This is a genomic window from Bacillus sp. SB49, assembly GCF_000469135.2.
In the GTDB taxonomy this organism is placed as follows: Bacteria; Bacillota; Bacilli; order Bacillales; family Halobacillaceae; genus Halobacillus.
Map to the genome: position 1 here is coordinate 3,408,813 of NZ_CP048117.1, position 19,272 is coordinate 3,428,084.

Sequence of the window (19,272 nt, forward strand, 5' to 3'; positions counted from 1 at the left end):
TGTATTCCTCCCGTATGTGTCTACTTCACACGAATAGGTTCTATGAGGTAATATGTCTCGGAAAACATTCGACTGAATGTGAGACAACGATCTTGGAAATGATCAAGAAAATGCATCAGCTGTTCCATATCCATCTCTTCGATATTCGTTTGTTGGATTTCGTTTTGTATCACTTCAAGCATTTCGAATAAGTCCGCAGAATAATGAGATATCTTTCCATCTTCTAAATTTTCAATTGCTTCACAGACATGGTTCATGCAGTAACGGATCGAACGGGGGAACGTCTCCTCCTGAATCATGAAACGCAGCACACTTTTGGAGTCCATGGTAGGTGGATGCTCCTTAATATAGGCGTCATATCCGTTTAAGAACTGCAAGGCTGTCAGCCAATAATAATAGGTAGCCGTATCGACCGTCGACTCTTTTCTGTTCTTCTCACAGGTGACGTTCAAAAGCCGTGCCGTTTTTTCCGCCCTCTCCAGCCATTTTCCAATTTTAATGAATGTATAAGGAATTCCACGTGTCATACTGGACTCGATAACTCCTTGAGCCGTCATCGATGTATTTACTACATTCTTCAAGTAACTTTGCGTATGCTGTCTTGTATTCGGTAGTTCCTGCCAATCCTTTTGATTGAGATGGAACTCATTTAACACTTCCCAGAGCTCCCCCGGCAGGTTGTCCCTGGTTATACGTGCATTTTCCCGTGCATAATTCATGCAATTGATTAAGGAATTCATATTGATCGGACTGATGGTTAAGTATTCCAGAAGCGTCTCACTGTCGAGTCGCTCATAAGTATCATAGTAATCCGCTTTAGAGGAACAGATTTCAAGTACCTCTTCCCAATCACGATCCGCTGTCTCCTGACTGGTTGCTTCCAGCGAATGGATGAGCTGGACGCTGAGAACACGCGCATTGTTTTCCGCCCTTTCCAAATTACGTGACATCCAATAAAGAGAATCTGCTACTCTGCTAAGCATGAACACCACCACCCTCTGTCATAATCCATGTGTCTTTACCGCCGCCACCCTGAGAAGAGTTCACAACAAGCGATCCTTCTTTTAAAGCAACCCGCGACAGACCTCCCGGCAGGACGTTGGTTTTCCGCCCGTTCATGACAAAGACCCTTAGATCGACGTGGCATGGGTAGAAACGTCCCCCCTGGTATGCAGGGGCTCTGGAAAGCTTGATCGTCGGCTGGGCGATATACTGATTAGGGTGCTCGATGATTTTGCGACGGAATTCTTCCTGCTCCTCTTCGCTCGATTGTGGACCAATCAGCATGTCATAGCCTCCTGAGGCACCGACATTTTTAATGACCAGTTCATCGATATGATCTAAAACGTAACTCAGACGTTCCGGATCACTAAGAAAATAGGTTTCTACATTCGGGATGATTGGTTCTTCATCCAGATAGAAACGAATCATTTCCGGCACATAAACATACATGGCTTTATCGTCTGCTACCCCGTTTCCAATCCCGTTCAGAATCGAAACATTCCCCTTCCTGTAGGCTCGAAGCAACCCCGGAACTCCTAAAGCAGAATCCGGCCGGAAGGCTTCCGGATCGAGAAAATCGTCGTCAATACGACGGTATATAATATCGACCCGCTGCAGCCCCCTGATCGTCTTCATATACACTACATCATCTTTCACCGTTAAGTCCCGGCCTTCGACGAGGTCGATTCCCATTTGCTGCGCGAGGAAAACATGGTCATAATAGGCGGAGTTATATGTACCAGGTGTCAGCAGGACAGCCTTTGGTTCTTTGTCTTGTAGAGCATTTTCCGGCACATGACTGATGACAGCCTGATGCAGCTCGGAAATCTGGTGCTCCAGTGTCTCGATGGCATGCTGGAAGAACAGCTCCGGATACACCTGTCTCATGACGTAACGGTTTTGGAATACGTAGGACATCCCGGATGGGTTCCGGAGGTTATCCTCAAGAACACGATAGTCCCCGTTCTCATCACGAATTAAATCGACACCGGCAAGAAAAATGTGGTTATTCAGAGGAATGGATAACCCACCCGCTTGTTCCTTATAGTAATAGGGGTTGTTCTCTATTAATTCTTTCGGAACGATTCCAGCTTCAACAATCCTCTGATCATTATAGACATCTTCAAGAAAGTGGTTCAGGGCTTTCATCCTCTGCACCATCCCGCGCTCGATCTTCTCCCAATCTTCTCTGGGAATAATGATGGGAACGAAATCGAACGGCATCGTCCGCTCCGTCCCGCCTGTGTGGTTGTAAACAGTAAACGTAATACCCTTTCTGAGAAAATTCATCTGGGCCGTTTCATGTTTGTTCATAAGTTCACGTTCGGAGAACTGCTGTACGAGTTGATAGAACCATTGATAGTGCTGTTTTGGCCCTCCATCCGAATGCATCATTTCGTCAAAATATACCCCGGTCTTATAATTTATAAGCACACCACTTCTCCTCCAATTCTGCTTCTTTAAAAGCCTTTACCCTTAGTTTACTGCAGGTACACAAAAATTGTAAGAAAATTCGAAAATAATGCATCCTCTATTTTATGTAATCGCTTTATAATAACTGACCAAAAAAGTGTCCCTTCGCTTTATCAAAGGGACATAAAAAGTGGTCTATTTCATTTTAATAACAATTTTTCCTTTGGCATGGTGCGTCTCACTTAATTTATGAGCCTCCCGCAATCCTTCACCGGAAAAGTCGAAGGTGTGGCCGATGACGGAGACAAGGCTTCCTTCCTCCATGAACTGCGCTAACTTCGCCAATTGTTCACCACTTGGTTCCAGCCATACAGACCCCGCTTTTACCCCGTGTTTCTCAGCAAGCTTTTCATCAGGAGGCTGAACGATGGAAGGCATTCGCCCTCCTTTTTTCAATACAGCGAAGCTCTTCTCCTGAATTTCTCCACCTAATGTATCAACGACGATATCGAAATCATGAAGTACCTCCGAGAAGTCCTCTTCTTTATAATTGATAAACCGGTCAACACCCAGCTTCTTGACCCAATCCTTATTCTTACCGCTGGCAGTGGCTGCAACATACGCTCCCATTTTTTTTGCAATCTGTACCGCGTAATGTCCGACTCCGCCGGATCCAGCATGAACAAGTACCTTGTCCCCTTCCTTTATATCCGCGAAGTCAACGAGGCACTGCCATGCAGTCAGCCCTGCCAACGGAACCGCAGCAGCTTCTTCAAACCCGATCCCATCAGGAAGATGTGCCAGAAGGTGCTCATCGACGGTCGTATACTCCGCATACGTGCCGAGCCTTGTCGTATCCGGCCGTGCAAAAACGCGATCTCCTGTTTTAAAGCCACGGACGTCTTCGCCCGTCTCCTTAATAATTCCTGCGACGTCCCATCCAAGAATTATCGGAAAGTCAAAATCAAGCATTTCTTTCAAATATCCTTCGCGCAGCTTCCAGTCGATTGGATTGATGGACGTCGCGTGGACTTCCACCACCACTTGATTAGCAGCCGGTTCGGGATTCGGCATTTCCTTCTCTATCAATTCATTTCTATTTCCGTACTGTTCGATAACAACCGCTTTCATGCAGCGATCACTCCTTTTGTTTGTGCTTTACCCGTGTAGTTTTCCCCACAGAACCAGCTTGAAACATGATAAGATGGAGGCACGAATGATTACAAATAAAGGATGATCCAAATGATGCAGCAAGCGGAAAAAATACTACAGCAATATTACGGCTATTCCTCTTTCCGGCCAGGGCAGGAAGAAGTAATTCAACATGTCCTTCATGGGCATAACACGCTCGCAGTCATGCCGACAGGCGGAGGGAAGTCACTCTGCTATCAAATCCCCGGGCTCACACTAGATGGTACTGCCGTGATCATCTCCCCTCTCATTTCATTGATGAAGGACCAGGTCGACGCTCTCCTATCCTATGGAGTACCGGCGACTTACATCAACAGCTCCCTCTCCGCACGAGAACAGCAGGAACGCATGACTGCCATCCGGCAAGGAAGATATTCTTTTGTGTACGTCGCACCGGAGCGGATGGAAGCACCGGATTTCCTTAATCTACTTTCCTCCATCCCGCTGTCCTTGATCGCTTTCGACGAGGCCCACTGCATATCGCAATGGGGACATGACTTCCGCCCAAGCTACCGATCGATCGTCCCTACTCTCCGTACCATACCGAACCTCCCGGTGGTCATGGCATTGACAGCTACGGCCACGAAAGAAGTAATCGAAGATATTAAGCGCCTCATCGATGTGCCGGAAGAAGCCGTCGTCAACACAGGTTTTGCCCGTGAAAACCTATCCTTCCGGGTCATCAAAGGACGCGATAAGCGTGACTTCGTTGAAACATATTTGCAGAAAGTTCCGGAGGATGCCGGCATCATTTATACCGCTACTCGTAAAGATGCTGACCAACTGCATACATACTTATCGGAAAAGGGGTATGCTTCCGGGAAGTATCATGCTGGGATGACGGAGAACCAGCGTAGACAGACACAGATGGATTTTGTCCAGGACAAGGTGACCACCATGGTTGCTACGAACGCTTTTGGAATGGGGATTGATAAATCCAACGTCCGTTACGTGATCCACTACTCCATGCCGATGAATATTGAATCGTATTATCAGGAAGCCGGTCGTGCCGGTCGGGATGGAGAACCGGGAGACTGCGTTCTGCTTTTCACCAGTCAGGATATCAACCTCCAGCGCTTTTTGATTGATCAGTCTCCTTCTGAAAAGAAGCGGACAGCTGAATACGATAAACTTCAGGCTATGATTAATTACTGCCACACCCACACGTGCCTGCAGCAATATATCCTTGACTATTTCGACAATCCGGTACCTGTGGAGCCATGCGGAAAATGTTCGAACTGTATGCATGAAGGGCAGAAGACGGATATGACGAAAGAAGCTCAAATGGTGCTGTCCTGTGTGAAGAGGATGGGGGAACGGTTCGGTGCCTCCCTTACCGCGAAGGTGCTTCGGGGATCGAAGGACCAAAAAGTAAAGCAGTTTCGTTTCGATTCCTTGTCTACCTATGGAATCATGTCCAACTATACGGAAAAAGAATTGACGCGCTTTATTCATTTTCTCACCGCAGAAGGTTATCTGTACCCCGGTTCCGGCCGTTACCCAACCTTACAGCTAACCCAGGAGGCTAAGAAAGTAATTAAAGGAGAAGAACCTGTAATCATGCTGGTGGAAGCCGTCGTCACAAAAACGAAGGCTGATTACAACGTAGAATACTTTGAAGAATTACGCCGTTTACGCAAGCAGATAGCCGAACAAGAATCCCTGCCGCCTTATGTCATTTTCTCTGATGCGACTTTGAAGGACTTGACCGCTTATCTCCCGGAAACGAAAGATAACATGTTGAAGATAAAAGGTATCGGGGAACAGAAATATCAGAAATACGGGGAAGCATTTCTTGAAATGATTCAGCCATGGGCAAAAGCCGCGGCGGATAAGCCACGGCCTTCCTCCTCTTCCCCCTCTGCTCCTATAAAGAGAGACCCAGGTGACGATCGACCGAGTCACATCATCAGTTACGAGATGTGGAAACTCGAGGAACAGACGCCAAAGGAGATAGCTGAAGCCAGGGGCATGAGTCAACTTACCATTGAGAGCCATTTGTTCCGTGCAGCCAAGGAAGGCTATGATATCAACTGGCCAAGCTGGTTTGATGAGCAACAGGAGACCTCTGTACTGGAAGCCTATGAACAATTGGAGGATAAGAAGCTTAAACCTTTAAAAGACATGCTTCCGGACACTTACAGCTATTCTGCCATCAAAGCTGTTTTAGTTAAACACGATTTAGTATAAAAGGAGGAACCCGAAATGACAAAGCATCTATGGACGTTGGACGCCGTTCGGCAGTTGGACCAAGAAGATCCGATGAAGCACTTCAAGAAAGAGTTTTACTTGAAGGAAAGCAGCTATTACATGGATGGAAACTCACTGGGCCTGCTTTCCAAACGGGCAGAACAATCATTGTTTACGTCACTGGAGGATTGGAAAACCTCGGGTATTGATGGATGGACGGAAGCGAAAGAGCCGTGGTTCTATTTGTCGGAGAAGCTGGGAGACGAGACGGCTCCCCTCATCGGAGCAAAGCCGCATCAGGTTATTAACACCGGCTCCATTACGACCAATCTCCACCAACTGCTGGCCACTTTCTACAACCCGGCAGGTAAAAGAACAAAAATTCTTGCAGATACCTTGAATTTCCCATCCGATATCTATGCTCTGAAAAGCCAAATCAAACTTCGGGATTTAGACCCGGCACAAGAGTTAGTACAGATTCAAAGCAAAGATGGTTACACGCTGGAGGAGACGCACATCATCAATCAAATGGGAGAGGATATTGCTCTGTTGCTGCTGCCTTCTGTCCTGTACCGCAGCGGTCAGCTTCTGGATATCCAAAGGATTACAGAAGCAGCGCACAAACATGGCATCATCGTCGGTTTCGACCTGGCTCATTCCATCGGCTCTGTTCCGCACTCCCTTGATGAATGGGGAGTCGATTTTGCCGTTTGGTGTACGTATAAATACTTGAACAGCGGACCAGGAGGTGTCGGCGGTTTATATGTCAACGAACGTCATTTAGGCAGGAGTCCCGGCCTTGCCGGGTGGTTCAGCTCTAATAAACAGAAACAGTTCGACATGGAACACGAACTGACGCCTGCTGAAGATGCCGGTGCTTTCCAGATTGGAACCCCGCACATTTTGAGCTCCGCCCCGCTTCTTGGTTCCTTGGAGCTTTTTCACGAAGCTGGTATAGACACTATACGGACTAAATCATTAAAGCTGACGCGGCTTTTTATGGACCTCATCCATCAAGAGCTTTCCGGGAAAGGCTTCCGTATCGCCAATCCTATGGAAGATGAACGGCGAGGCGGCCATATCTGTCTTCTGCACAAAGAGGCAGCAAGTATATGCCAAGCATTGAAAGTAGAAGGAGTCACCCCGGATTTCCGGGCACCAGATGTTATCCGACTCGCTCCGATCGCTTTCTACACATCCTTCGAAGATGTATTTACAGTGGTCCAGGTATTGAAAGGCATTATGGACCAAGACAAGCATAAGCAATATAAAAACGAGCGTGGAATCATAGCATAAGGAGGCAGAAACATGAAACTTATCGATATCAGCATGCCCCTGCATGAAGGAACCCCGCCATGGCCGGGAGATACGCCTTTTCACTATGAGCATACATTTACGATGAAAGAAACAGGTTCTGTTAATGTCGGTCAATTCCAGGCAAGCAACCATATCGGAACCCATGTGGACGCGCCTTACCATTATGACTCCAATGGGTGGAGAATTGCTGAAGTCCCATTGGAGAGATATATCGGTGATGCTTTAGTTCTTTCCCTTCCGGATAAAGATAGAATTCAAGCGAAAGATTTGGAAGGCATCGACCTGACAGCCGTAACGAAGGTGATACTCCAAACAAAGAGTTGGAAAGACCGCACTAAATTCCCGAATACCTACACCACCATCGGCGAAGATCTAGCTCCCTTGCTTCGGGAACACGGCATCGATTTGATCGGCGTGGATACGCCCTCTGTCGATACGGAAAAAAGCAAAGCCTTACCTGGTCATCATTCCCTATATGCTAACGACATTCTCATCCTCGAAGGTCTGCAATTGGATCACGTTTCTCCTGGATTTTATGAACTCATGGCTTTTCCGTTGAAAATGGAGGACGGCGATGGGAGTCCGGTACGTGCTGTGTTGCGAGAAAAATAATTCTCCATAAAAAAAGCTTAGAGCCCATGCTCTAAGCTTTTTTCCTTTTATTGATTCACTTTACCTTAAGAAAGAGTGGATAGGGTGATACGACGACGGCCTCTCCTTCCCCTTCCAAAGTCATTTCCTATTTGTTTTTTGCTCGAAGGCCAGTTGTTTAGCGACCTTAGGAGCAAGCCACAGCATTGGAAGCAGCAAAATGGAAACAGGTACAGCGGTGACAACAATAAAGTTCTGCAACTGCGTAATTCCGCTGTCTCCTGTTACCAACAAAATCACTGCGATTGCGCCCATCAGAACCGCCCAAAAGACACGAACCCATTTCTTAGGGTCCCCCTGTCCTGTGACAGCCATAGCAATGGTATAAGACATGGAATCTGTTGTGGTCACGACGAAAAGAATCGTCAATACCAAAAACAATGGTGAAATGATAGTCGCCAGAGGGAACTGCTCCGTGATGGCAAACATAGCCGCCGGGTTCCCCCCGGCCTCCAACGCTTCTGAGATTGATCCTGGATTACTTAACTCAAAGGAAATCCCGGAACCGCCCAGCACGGTGAACCAGAAGGTAGAAATAATCGGTGCGAAAATAGAAACGGCTATAATAATGTCACGAATCGTCCGTCCTCTGGAAATTCTACTTACGAGAATAGCCATCATCGGTCCGTACCCAATGAACCATCCCCAGAAGAAGACAGTCCAGCTGGACAACCATCCTTCATCTCCCCGATACGTACTCATCGGAACAAATTGATCGATATAATAGCCGAAAGCTGAAAGAAAATGATTGATGATAAACCCGCCCGGTCCAAAGATGACGATGAAGATCATCAAACCTAACGCGAGCCGGACATTGAAATTACTCAGGAACTGAATTCCCTTATGCAATCCTGTTACTGCAGAGATAGTCGCAACCAGCACCACGGCCAATATGATAGTGAACTGTGTGCCGAATTCATCCGGGATTCCGAAAATGGCCTGCAAACCATAACTCGCTTGTAACCCCAAGAAGCCTAACGGACCAACCGTGCCGGCAGCAACCGCAATGACAGAGAACGCGTCGATTACGGTACCAAGCCAGCTGTTTCGCAGCTTTTCACCGAAAATAGGGTAAAGAAGGGTACGAGGTTTCATCGGCATTCCTTTATGGTAGTGGCCATACATCATAACGATAGCACTGATCGTTCCTAGAATAGCCCATGCGAGAAAACCCCAGTGCATGAAACTTTGTGCCAAAGCTGGATCGACAGCTGCTTCCGTACCTGCTTCCACCCCGGCTTGGGATGGCGGAACCGTCAGGAAATGCCACATCGGCTCGGCCGCCGCCCAGAAAACACCGCCGCCCGCCAGAAGGGTAGCCATAATGATAGAAAGCCATTGATATAAACCGAGCTCGGGCTTCTCCCTGTTTCCCATCTTTACCTTTCCATATTTAGAGAAACCAAGCCAAAGGCCCACAAAGAACGTAGCTAACATAAGTACCTGCCAGAAGGCACCGAAGTATTTTGCTGACCATGCAAAGCTCTCATTTACGATTAGTTCGATCAAATCAATATCGATTAAGGCAAAAATTACGAATAGTACCAGCAGTCCGCCGCTGATCGCAAATACCGGCCAATCGATTCCATTTGTTTGTTTATTTTTCATGATTCTCTCCTTCATAGTAACTCTTAGTTGTTTTAAGCACAGTGGACCACTTTAACATCAAGGGATTCGGATGTAAAGAAACAGTTTACTCCTATCGTTTGGTAATATTCCCCTGATGTTGCATTATATCCTGACAACTCCATGAGAAAAAGGTCACGCTTCCGTGACCTTTTTTCATTCTGATTCGTCATATTCAATTTCTTTATCTTTGTGTCTTCTTTGACACTCTTTGCAAAGCTTCATTTCCTGTTCCTGCTTGCTCGTCAAAAGTGTTCCACAGCTGCTGCATTTGTCAAACTCATTAGGGTTCGCCTGGAATCCCGGGAGTTCATGTTCTGGACCTGGCATTTACATCGCTCCTTTCCTTTCTTATTCCCTTACTCCACGTTTTCAATCAGCCGAAACTTCTTTCGCTGCCATTAAACCGGAGAGTGTGACACCGAGGGTGCCTGCCCCCGGGAATACCGTATCGCCACATTGATGAACACCGTCGATACCTGTACGGACCGAATAGCTCTTCAACCAGCTGTATCTCCCATCCGGTGCATATCCTCCAACTTTTCCTTCCTTTCTTCTCAGCCACTTATGAAAAGTCAATGGTGTACCCGGCAGGACAATATCCAACCCTTCCGCGAATCCCGGGAAGTAGTGTTCCACCGTCTGAAGCATCCGGTTTTTCATGGTTTCTTTATGTTCTTCATACTCCTCCGCCTGCCACCACTGCTCCAACTCCGTATGGGTCGATATGGTAAGAGACCGCTTCCCTTCAGGCGCCATGCTCTTATCTGACGGATCGGAAAGGGATAAGAGGAACTGCCCTCCGTCATGCAGTTCCTCCGGCCGTTCCGGATCGATGAACTGATGATACAGCACATCTGTATTTAGGAATACAGATGTGTCGATCCCGGCATGTATAATAAAAGCCCCCCATGCCTCCCGCTGCACTTCCTTTGTCTTCTTAATATAGGTCTGTTTCAGAAGCTCTTCTGATAACGTATCATGGAGATTATGGACCGAATTGTTAAGGATGATTTCTTTCGCCTGAAATACTTTATTGCGTTTGGAATGAAGAAGGAACATTCCCGCTTCCTTCTCTACCCGATGTACAGGGTGGCGCATATAAATCTCTCCCCCGCCGCTCTTGATATATTCGGAAAGCTGTTCTGCTATCGTTGCAAGCCCTCCATGAACGGCGTAGGCACCTTTATGAAACGTCTGGAGAGCTGCACAACCAAGAAAGGCCGGACAATACTCTACGCTTGTCTGTACACTGTCCATCAGCTCTCCATTAAGAAACGTCCGAAACAGCTGGTGGCGTTCCAATCCATATTTCTTCAATCGATCTTCGACTGTCTGGTTCAGGAACGGAAGCAGACGCAAAGAAGACCGGTCCACCATCGGCAGCAGGTTTTTAACATCTTTCCATGTCCGGGGCGGAAATATTGGAAGCTTGTCTATTAAACGGTCGACAAGGGCACCGACGTAGAAGATTTCATCATAAAAAGCTTGAATAGCCGCGGACTTCTCCGGAAAGTGAAGCTCGATCTCTTCATACCACGCTTGTCTGTCCCGATAATAGTGAATGGTTCGATCAGGCATGTGGATATCCATGATCGTATCCAGTGTGGTCATAACAGGAACCTCGAGACCAAGCTCGTCATACAATTGATCAAATACACCTCCCGGTTCAAAACCCATTCCGACCGTTGCACCTGATTGGAAACGGTAGCCTTGACGGTCAAATTTCCCGGCACTTCCTCCCAGCTCATTGGAGGCTTCAAAGACAGCGACCTTTCGTCCTCGCTTCACAAGGGACGCAGCAGCTGCCAAACCACCGAACCCCGCTCCAACTATGGCTGCATCATACATCACCTTCACCTCCATTTCTTCTGTTTTCCCCCTGAACCCCCGTTTCAATACCTTCTATGCTCTGTCTGACGATAATAAAGGAAAAAAGAAGACTTTCCTCCACATGGGAACGTCTAACAATCAGAAAGGAGAGTGAAATTTGGTGATGGAACGGAAGGAGCCTTCCTTCACACGTGATGAAGCCATTGAATTCGTGATGATGGAATACGGCGAAATGTTAAAACGGATGATATATACATATGTGAAAAATCACCACACCACAGACGATCTGTTTCAAGAGGTACTCCTGCTGGTTTATAGGAAATGGGATCGTTTTGATGGTCGTTCACAGTTAAAGACGTGGGTGATGCGGATTGCTATCAACCGCTGCAAGGATTTTCTTCGGTCTCCTTTCCAGAGAATGAAGCTCATGAAAGATCAATGGTTGGAACAGACGGATCCTAAACAGTTGGAGGACGTTGTCTTACAGAAAGAGCAGTGGGAAGAAATTGCAGAAGCAATCCTGAATATGCCTGTTAAATACCGGGAAGTTATGATTCTTACGTTTCATCAACACCTGACACAAAAAGAAATCGCAGAAGTGACCGGCATCCCCTTATCCACTGTAAAGACGAGAAAGCAGCGCGCAAGAGAAATGCTGAAGGAAAAGCTCATAGAAGGAGAGTGGACCCTTGAATAATAAGAAGAAGATCCAAGAGGCTCTTGATAATAGAATCAGTGAAAAGCCGTTATTTACGGATAGAGACCGCCGTAGGTTTTACGAAGGAAGAAAAAGGAAACATTTACGGTCGACTATGGTTCCTCGCCTGCTGACGGCTTTGCTTGCCGTTCTATTCTTATCAGGGACCATCTATTACGTGCAGTCCAGCAACCTCTTTGAACAAACCGCGTCTCCGGAGCAGAGCAAACCAGAGTCAGAAACGGAGCCATTGGTATCCGTTAAAGAACCGAAGCTTACACAGGAAGCGTTTCTGGAAGAATTCAAGCAGGTTATCCTTACCAACCCTCTCCCGGAGAATATGCAAGACGTCTTGGATAAGTACGGAAGTGGAGAAACGTTACCAAAAGTGGGTGTGGAAGAAAACGCGACCTATACCTATGCTTATCATTGGAAGGAAGACAATGACGGCATTGCAGAATCCTGGTCGCCGAAGGGCACGCCGGACCTCGAGGATTATCAAAATGGCGAGATCGACGTGTTCCTTGAAATAGACATCCCCTCCTTTGACGTCAGTCCTTTGGTAAAGATCTCCACCCTCTCAGAAGATGGAAAGCACGTAACGATTGAGACGTTCTACTCTAATCCTACAGACCATGCCTTCAAAACTTTTGAGGATGATCAAGAGCCATTGGAAATAAACGATCTGCTGTTACGATCGATCGCCCGTGATTTGAATAAGAAGCCGGAGGAAATTACGAAAGCAGACTTGATGAACCTTCAGGAATTAACAATTAATGCATCTCATTTAGACAGCACTTATGTTGTGGATGAAAATGAAGAGGTCTTTGAAGCGATGCAGTCGCTCCGCGTCTTGAAACTCAATCATGCAGTCATCCCGGGATATCTGCTGAAGCACCTCCCCATATTGGAACAGGTCACCATCATCGGTGAGACCGTCACTGACTTAAGTTCCATGCAGGAAGGGATGCAGCATGTCCAATATTTAAATATTGCAAGTTCCTCTTTCAATGGGACAGTAGATGATCTTTTAAAACTGAAATCTCTGACCATCGTCCGACTCGACCCCACCGTCGTTCCAAACTATGAGGAACTCCAATTCGAAGGCATTGATGTACGCTGGTAACAAAAAAAGGAAGCTGAAATATCAGCTTCCTTTTTCTATCTTATTATTCGAAAGTAAGAGCCCAGCTTCCTTTACGGATCACTGGTTCTGTTGTTCCATCTGCAAGAACGCCGTCGACGTCCAACTCAGCAGAACCCATCATGAAATCAACGTGGGAGAGGCTGTGATTGATCCCGTTCTTATCAAGCTCCTCTTCACTCATGGATGAACCGCCGGTCATGTTTGTTGGATATGCTTTTCCAAGCGCCAAGTGACAGGAGGCATTCTCATCATACAATGTGTTGTAGAAGATGAGTCCCGACTGGGAAATCGGAGATTCATGCGGCACCAATGCCAGCTCCCCCAGACGACGGGAACCTTCATCCGTATCAAGAAGGTGCTTCAATGTTTCTTCTCCTTCTTCGGCTGAAAAATCGACGACTTTCCCTTCTTTAAAGGTCAGTTTAAATCGATCGATGACGTTCCCGCCATAGTTCAACGGCTTTGTGCTTGAGACCGTACCTTCTACTTCATATTTATGAGGCGCGGTGAACACTTCTTCTGTCGGCATGTTAGGGTTGAACGGAATCTCTTCTCCTTCTGTCTGTGCAGGACCGCCTTTCCAAACGTGCCCCTCCGGTAGACCGACAGCAAGGTCCGTACCCGGTGCCTTATAAATCAGCTTCTTATACTGCTTCTTATTCAGGAATTTACGGGCCTTGATCAATGTTTTATTGTGCTCTGCCCACGCTTCATTAGGATCCTCACGATCGACGCGGACGATGCTGAAGATTTGTTCCCAAAGTTTCTCAACCGCTGTATCCTCTTCTTCCCCCGGGAAGATCTTTTGTGCCCAGGCAGGTACAGGAATACTTACAATCGACCACGGAATACGGTCATTCATCGTGTAGGAACGGAAAGTAGACATCGCTTCTGCCCCGGCTTTGTTCGCCGCTGCAATTTTCTCTCCGTCTATTCCTTTAAGAAGATCCGGATCAGTAGAACGAATCGATAGTACTGCCGCCCCCTGCTCTGCAAAGTAGGTGAACTTCTGCTGCTGCCATTCCGGAACGTCAGATAACGTCTCTTTATCCGCATGTTCATATTTCATACGCGTCAGTGCGTCGTCAGACCAGTTAATATGTACATTCTTCGCACCAAGCTCAAAAGCTTTACGTGCTACAATACGGGTGAATTCTGCACCTTCAATAGTAGAGTTAATCATTAGCAGCTGGCCTTTTTGCAGGTTCACACCTGTTCGTAAAGCAAGATCTGCATATTTCTCTAATTTCTCAACACTAGGCATTTTCATTGAATTTTCCTCCAATTCAGTTTCCTTGTATCCGAATACATTATTTCATATTATAACCAGAACCACAAAAAAGGAGACTCGGCCAATCCGAGTCCCCCGGTTATCAGTCTTCCATTCCTTCCACAATGAGCGACAATTCTTCCCACCGCTCCATTTTCGTTTCCAACTCTGTTTCCGCCTTTTGCTGCTCGGAAGATAATTCCTGCACTCTGTCATAGTTGGTTGCTTCCGCTGCAAGCTGATGATTTAAATCTTCCAGCTTCGTCTCCAATTCAGCAATTTCATCTTCAATCGTTTCCCATTCCTGTTTTTCTTTATAGGAGAGCTTTCTTTTACGGTTGGATCGGCGCGTTTCTTCCTGCAGGGAGGCTTTTTTCTCCACTTGAGCCTTTTGTTCTGTTTCCTTTTTCAATTCCAGGTATTCCGTATAATTACCATAAAATTTGCGTACAAAGCCTCCATCCTCGAAAGCGAGCAGCTTATCGACAACCCGATCAAGGAAATAACGGTCGTGGGATACAGTCACGACAACCCCAGGGAAATGCTCGAGATACTCTTCCAGGACACTGAGCGTTTCCGTATCCAAGTCATTGGTCGGTTCATCAAGAAACAAGACGTTCGGTTCACTCATCAGCACACGCAGCAAATACAACCGTCGTCGCTCTCCACCGGATAAACGTTTAATATACGTCCATTGCTGAGGTCTCGGGAACAAAAAACGCTCAAGCATTTGTTCTGCGGTAATTTCCGTTCCGTCCGCCGTACGAATAACCTCTGCCACTTCTTTAATGTATTCAATTACCTTAAGGCTTTCATCTAATTCTCCATGATCCTGCGTATAATAACCGATTTTTACGGTGGTCCCTGTTTTCACAACACCTCTGTAGGGCTGCAGGCGATCCGCCATGACGTTCAACAACGTCGTTTTACCGGAGCCGTTAGGGCCGATGATGCCCAGTCTTTCCCCCGGAACGATAAGGTAGTCGAGATTCTCAAACAGTTTCTGACCCTCATACTGATAGGTCACCCCTTGCAACTCGATAACCTGATCTCCCAGTCTTGTGGAGCCGATTGCCATATCCACTTCTTCTTTCTGTGTATGGAACGTTTCTTCTTTCATGGATTCGACTCGTTGAATACGCGCTTTCTGTTTCGTCGATCTCGCCTTTACACCAGCCCTCAGCCAGGCAAGTTCACGTCTCAGTGTGTTTTGATGCTTTTGCTCCGCCTGCCGTTCCCACTCTTCTCTCTCTGCCTTCTTCTCAAGGAAAGTCTGATAATTCCCTTCATAGGTGTAAAGCCTGCCTTTATCCAATTCATAAATCAAATTGGTCACCCGATTCAGGAAGTACCGATCGTGGGTGACGATCATCAACGCACCTCGATATGACGCAAGGAACTCTTCCAGCCATTCAATCGTTTCGTTATCAAGGTGGTTGGTCGGCTCATCCAATAGAAGCAGATCTGCCGGTTGTATCAATGCTTTGGCGATGGCCACCCTTTTTCTCTGGCCACCGGACAGCTCACCGATCTGCTTGTCGAAATAATCGACGCCTAATTTGGAAAGGATCGTCTTCGCCGCTGTATTCGCTTCCCAGGCGTTCTTCTCCTCCATGTGCTGCTGCACACGGAACAACTGCTCTTGAACATCCGTGTCCTCTGGATCTGCCGAGAGTTCCAGCAGCACTTTCTCATACTGCCTCATCGCGACCATAATTTCTGCATTTCCCTCATAAATCTGTTCAAGGACGGTTTTCTTTTCATCCAATTCAGGATCTTGAGGCAGGTATTCCACACGAAAATCCTTTGCGTGGTCCATATCCCCCGCGTCCACGCTGTCCATCCCGGCTAGAATCTTCAACAGTGTCGATTTCCCTGTTCCGTTGACACCGATCAAGCCGATACGCTGTTGATTAGCTATGGTGAAAGAAATGTGATCGAAGAGATCTTTATCTCCATAACTTTTGGTTAACTCATTCACTGATAGTAAGCTCATTCCGCTCATCCCTTTAACATAATCTGCATTCATCATATCACATCTATTGGTTTCTTTCGCTTGCCCGGCGCCAGGCCATAACGCGTCTCCAAAAAGAAAACTGCTCTGATTGATCATCAGAGCAGTTCCTGTACTTCCATCCTATTTATGAACCATGTTCGTGTTCTCTCTTCCAATATTCCATACCGTCTACATCAGGAAGATGATCCTGGTAGAAGACCGGGTCCTTACCGGCTTTCCGCTGTTTACGATAGTCATTCAATGCAGCATAAGCAACAGGTGCCAAGCGGAAGATAGCATAAAGGTTGATCAAAGCCATAATTCCCATCATTAAGTCGGCTAATGCCCAAACAAGGCCGAATTCAGCAATAGCACCGAACATGACCATCGCTAGTACTGCGATACGATAAACGAAGATATTTACTTTGCTTGTCTTGATAAAGTCCATGTTCGTTTCACCATAATAATAATTTCCAATGATAGAACTGAAAGCGAACAAGAGAATAGCAACCGCGATGAAGATGGCTGCCCACGCACCAAGCTCCGATTCAAAAGCAGCCTGTGTCAATTGAATACCGTCTAGGTCCGTATTGGCGTAGTCTCCCGCGAACAGGATGATGACAGCTGTCGCACTACAGATTAGCAGGGTATCTGTAAAGACACCCAACGTCTGAATCAACCCCTGCTTAACCGGGTGAGACACCTCTGCCGTAGCAGCAGCGTTTGGCGCACTACCCATCCCAGCTTCGTTCGAGAAGAGTCCACGCTTAATTCCAATCAGAATCATACCTCCAAAGGTTCCACCGGCAACTTCTCTGAAACCGAAGGCTCCTGCAAAGATCTGTCCAATCATATTCGGTACTTGGCCAAGATTCATGATAAGCACGTACCCAGCAAGAATAATATAGAAGATAGCCATGATTGGAATAATGATTTGTGTAACTTGTGCGATCCGATTCAGACCACCGAAGATGATCAACGCGACAGCCAAGGTCAAAATACCACCCATCAACCATTTACCGATATCGAATGAATTTTCAAACGCAAGGCGAATGGTATTGGATTGCACAGAGCTGAATACAAGACCGTATGTAAACGTTATCGTAATAGCGAAGACTATACCCAGCGTCCTGTTCTTAAGCCCTTTCTCAATATAATAGGCAGGACCGCCTCGATATTGGTTTTTATCCGGAACTTTATACACTTGAGCTAACGTACTCTCAATGAAGCTGGATGCTCCACCCAGAATCGCAACAATCCACATCCAAAATACTGCACCAGGTCCACCGATGGTAATTGCCGCAGCCACACCAGCAAGGTTACCTGTACCAACCCGTGATGCTGTACTGATAGCAAATGCCTGAAAAGGCGATGTTCCTTTCTTCCCTTCCGCAGAAATGGATCGTTTATCGAATAACACGCGGAACATTTCCGGAATATAACGGAATTGAATAAATTTCAACTTAATAGAGAACCACAAACCTACTCCGAGCAATGCCACAACAAGGATGGTTCCCCACATCCAATCGTTTAAGAACGATAGAACTGCTTCCATACCATTCACCTCTTTTGTAATTTTTAAAATTCATTTAGTTTCCAGTTATTAACACTTTCCCGATTAAATCTTTTTAAAAACTTCGAAAAGTGACAACTTGTTTATCATATCATATATGTTAGGTTTTCTTCCATAACTCTTTACAAGATAGAAAAGAGTAAAAATTGCTATTGACATCTCTTTGATAATCCTTATCATTAAGATAGAAAATAGATTGATAATGATTATCATTCTTCACTTAACCGATTACATAGCAGAGGTGGATGCAGATGAAAAAGAAAAAGTATTTAATTGGATTCTTATTACTACTCACTTCCCTCTTCTTAGCCGCTTGCGGAAGCAGCAGTAAAGAAGAAAGCTCGGAAACGGCGGGCGATGAAAAAGAAAAGGATAAAGGCGAAATCAACTTATATACAGGGCGGCATTATGACACAGATCAGCAGCTATACGAAGAATTTGAAGAACAAACAGGCATTAAAGTCAACGTGATAGAAGGTAAAGATGACGAACTGATTGCACGCCTGGCCAGAGAGGGCGAAGCATCAGAGGCAGATCTTCTTGTTACTGCCGATGCCGGACGCCTGCACCGAGCAAAAGAACAGGAGTTACTTCAACCTGTAGACAGTGACGTACTTACAGAGAACATCCCTGAAAAATTCCGGGATACAGATAAAACCTGGTTTGGCTTGACGAAGCGGGCCCGGATTATCGTAGCTCACAAAGATCGAGTTAATAAAGAAGACATCCAAACGTATTCCGACTTGACCAAAGATGCCTTTCAAGGGAAAGTCTTAATCCGCTCTTCCTCCAACATTTATAATCAATCTCTACTCGCATCCATGATATCCATCGATGGGGAAGAGAATGCGAAGGATTGGGCAAAGGGTATTGTAGACAACATGGCAAGAGATCCTCAAGGCGGTGACCGCGATCAGGCGAAAGCCATTGCATCCGGTGAAGGAGATGTTGCAGTCATGAACACATACTACCTCGGCCAGATGCTGAATTCTGAAGAGGAAGAAGAAGTAAAGGCGGCGGAACAACTCGAGGTGATTTTCCCTAACCAGGAAACAACGGGTACACACGTCAATATCAGCGGAATAGGTATGACAACCAGCAGTAAAAACCAAGAAAACGCTAAAAAGTTCATGGAGTTTCTGACGGAAGAGAAAGCACAGAAAGAATTTGCAGAAGCCAACTACGAATACCCTGTCAATCCAAATGTAGAAGCATCAGAGCTTCTGCAAAGCTGGGGAGACTTTAAAGAACAGGATATCCCGTTGAATGAACTTGGCGAAAACAATGACAGAGCCATTCAAATTATGAATGAAGTCGGTTGGAAATAACAGTTGAATCAGAAGTACCGCACCAGGTTTCCTGTGCG

General features: G+C 46.4%; 15 protein-coding genes. 6 read left to right on the top strand and 9 right to left on the bottom strand.

Annotated elements, in window-relative coordinates:
- Nucleotides 1-20: 20 nt before the first annotated feature.
- From M662_RS19615 to M662_RS17785, 3 genes are all read right to left on the bottom strand, one after another.
- Nucleotides 21-983: an alpha-E domain-containing protein gene (locus M662_RS19615; RefSeq protein WP_008635009.1), complete on the bottom strand. Its 963-nt coding sequence runs from the start codon at nucleotides 981-983 to the stop codon at nucleotides 21-23.
- A complete protein-coding gene (locus M662_RS17780) occupies nucleotides 976-2,436 on the bottom strand; it encodes a circularly permuted type 2 ATP-grasp protein (RefSeq protein ID WP_008635006.1) in 1,461 nt (486 codons plus the stop codon). Before M662_RS17780 ends, M662_RS19615 begins: the two co-directional genes overlap by 8 nt.
- Nucleotides 2,437-2,610: 174 nt before the next feature.
- Complete coding sequence (locus M662_RS17785) at nucleotides 2,611-3,546, bottom strand: NADP-dependent oxidoreductase (protein WP_026577827.1); 936 nt, start codon at nucleotides 3,544-3,546, stop codon at nucleotides 2,611-2,613.
- A gap of 111 nt (nucleotides 3,547-3,657) precedes the next feature.
- Between M662_RS17785 and recQ the strand changes: the two genes are divergently transcribed.
- Genes recQ through kynB form a run of 3 tightly spaced genes read left to right on the top strand, consistent with a single transcriptional unit; the run spans nucleotide 3,658 to nucleotide 7,725 of the window.
- Nucleotides 3,658-5,796 carry a DNA helicase RecQ gene (gene recQ / locus M662_RS17790; protein ID WP_026577826.1) on the top strand — a complete coding sequence of 713 codons (2,139 nt, stop codon included), beginning with the start codon at nucleotides 3,658-3,660 and terminating at the stop codon, nucleotides 5,794-5,796.
- A gap of 15 nt (nucleotides 5,797-5,811) precedes the next feature.
- The gene (gene kynU, locus M662_RS17795) at nucleotides 5,812-7,092 is read left to right on the top strand and encodes a kynureninase (protein ID WP_026577825.1); all 1,281 of its coding nucleotides are present in this window, start codon (nucleotides 5,812-5,814) and stop codon (nucleotides 7,090-7,092) included.
- A 12-nt stretch (nucleotides 7,093-7,104) separates the two neighbouring features.
- Nucleotides 7,105-7,725 carry an arylformamidase gene (gene kynB / locus M662_RS17800; RefSeq protein ID WP_026577824.1) on the top strand — a complete coding sequence of 207 codons (621 nt, stop codon included), beginning with the start codon at nucleotides 7,105-7,107 and terminating at the stop codon, nucleotides 7,723-7,725.
- A 120-nt stretch (nucleotides 7,726-7,845) separates the two neighbouring features.
- Here kynB and M662_RS17805 read toward each other — a convergent pair whose 3' ends face one another.
- The 3 genes from M662_RS17805 to M662_RS17810 form a co-directional block, all read right to left on the bottom strand.
- Nucleotides 7,846-9,372: a BCCT family transporter gene (locus tag M662_RS17805; RefSeq protein ID WP_026577823.1), complete on the bottom strand. Its 1,527-nt coding sequence runs from the start codon at nucleotides 9,370-9,372 to the stop codon at nucleotides 7,846-7,848.
- Nucleotides 9,373-9,546: 174 nt separating this feature from the next.
- Nucleotides 9,547-9,720, bottom strand: a complete 174-nt coding sequence (locus tag M662_RS19510; RefSeq protein WP_008634993.1) for a hypothetical protein — start codon at nucleotides 9,718-9,720, stop codon at nucleotides 9,547-9,549.
- Between the two features lie 42 nt (nucleotides 9,721-9,762).
- The gene (locus M662_RS17810) at nucleotides 9,763-11,256 is read right to left on the bottom strand and encodes a phytoene desaturase family protein (protein ID WP_008634992.1); all 1,494 of its coding nucleotides are present in this window, start codon (nucleotides 11,254-11,256) and stop codon (nucleotides 9,763-9,765) included.
- Nucleotides 11,257-11,386: 130 nt separating this feature from the next.
- Between M662_RS17810 and M662_RS17815 the strand changes: the two genes are divergently transcribed.
- Nucleotides 11,387-11,920 carry a sigma-70 family RNA polymerase sigma factor gene (locus M662_RS17815; RefSeq protein ID WP_026577822.1) on the top strand — a complete coding sequence of 178 codons (534 nt, stop codon included), beginning with the start codon at nucleotides 11,387-11,389 and terminating at the stop codon, nucleotides 11,918-11,920.
- A complete protein-coding gene (locus M662_RS17820; protein WP_026577821.1) occupies nucleotides 11,913-13,046 on the top strand; it encodes a hypothetical protein in 1,134 nt (377 codons plus the stop codon). The genes M662_RS17815 and M662_RS17820 overlap by 8 nt, the downstream gene beginning before the upstream one ends.
- Before the next feature lie 43 nt (nucleotides 13,047-13,089).
- Here M662_RS17820 and M662_RS17825 read toward each other — a convergent pair whose 3' ends face one another.
- The 3 genes from M662_RS17825 to M662_RS17835 all read right to left on the bottom strand — a co-directional run bounded on the left by M662_RS17825 (nucleotide 13,090) and on the right by M662_RS17835 (nucleotide 17,888).
- Nucleotides 13,090-14,337, bottom strand: a complete 1,248-nt coding sequence (locus tag M662_RS17825) for an aminopeptidase (RefSeq protein WP_081694888.1) — start codon at nucleotides 14,335-14,337, stop codon at nucleotides 13,090-13,092.
- Nucleotides 14,338-14,440: 103 nt separating this feature from the next.
- A complete protein-coding gene (locus M662_RS17830) occupies nucleotides 14,441-16,333 on the bottom strand; it encodes an ABC-F family ATP-binding cassette domain-containing protein (protein ID WP_026577819.1) in 1,893 nt (630 codons plus the stop codon).
- Nucleotides 16,334-16,478: 145 nt separating this feature from the next.
- A complete protein-coding gene (locus tag M662_RS17835; RefSeq protein ID WP_008634984.1) occupies nucleotides 16,479-17,888 on the bottom strand; it encodes an alanine/glycine:cation symporter family protein in 1,410 nt (469 codons plus the stop codon).
- A gap of 269 nt (nucleotides 17,889-18,157) precedes the next feature.
- Here M662_RS17835 and M662_RS17840 point away from each other — a divergent pair, with 269 nt between their 5' ends.
- Nucleotides 18,158-19,234 (top strand): Fe(3+) ABC transporter substrate-binding protein, encoded by a 1,077-nt coding sequence (locus M662_RS17840; protein WP_026577818.1) that lies wholly within the window; start codon nucleotides 18,158-18,160, stop codon nucleotides 19,232-19,234.
- The last annotated feature ends 38 nt before the right edge of the window (nucleotides 19,235-19,272 follow it).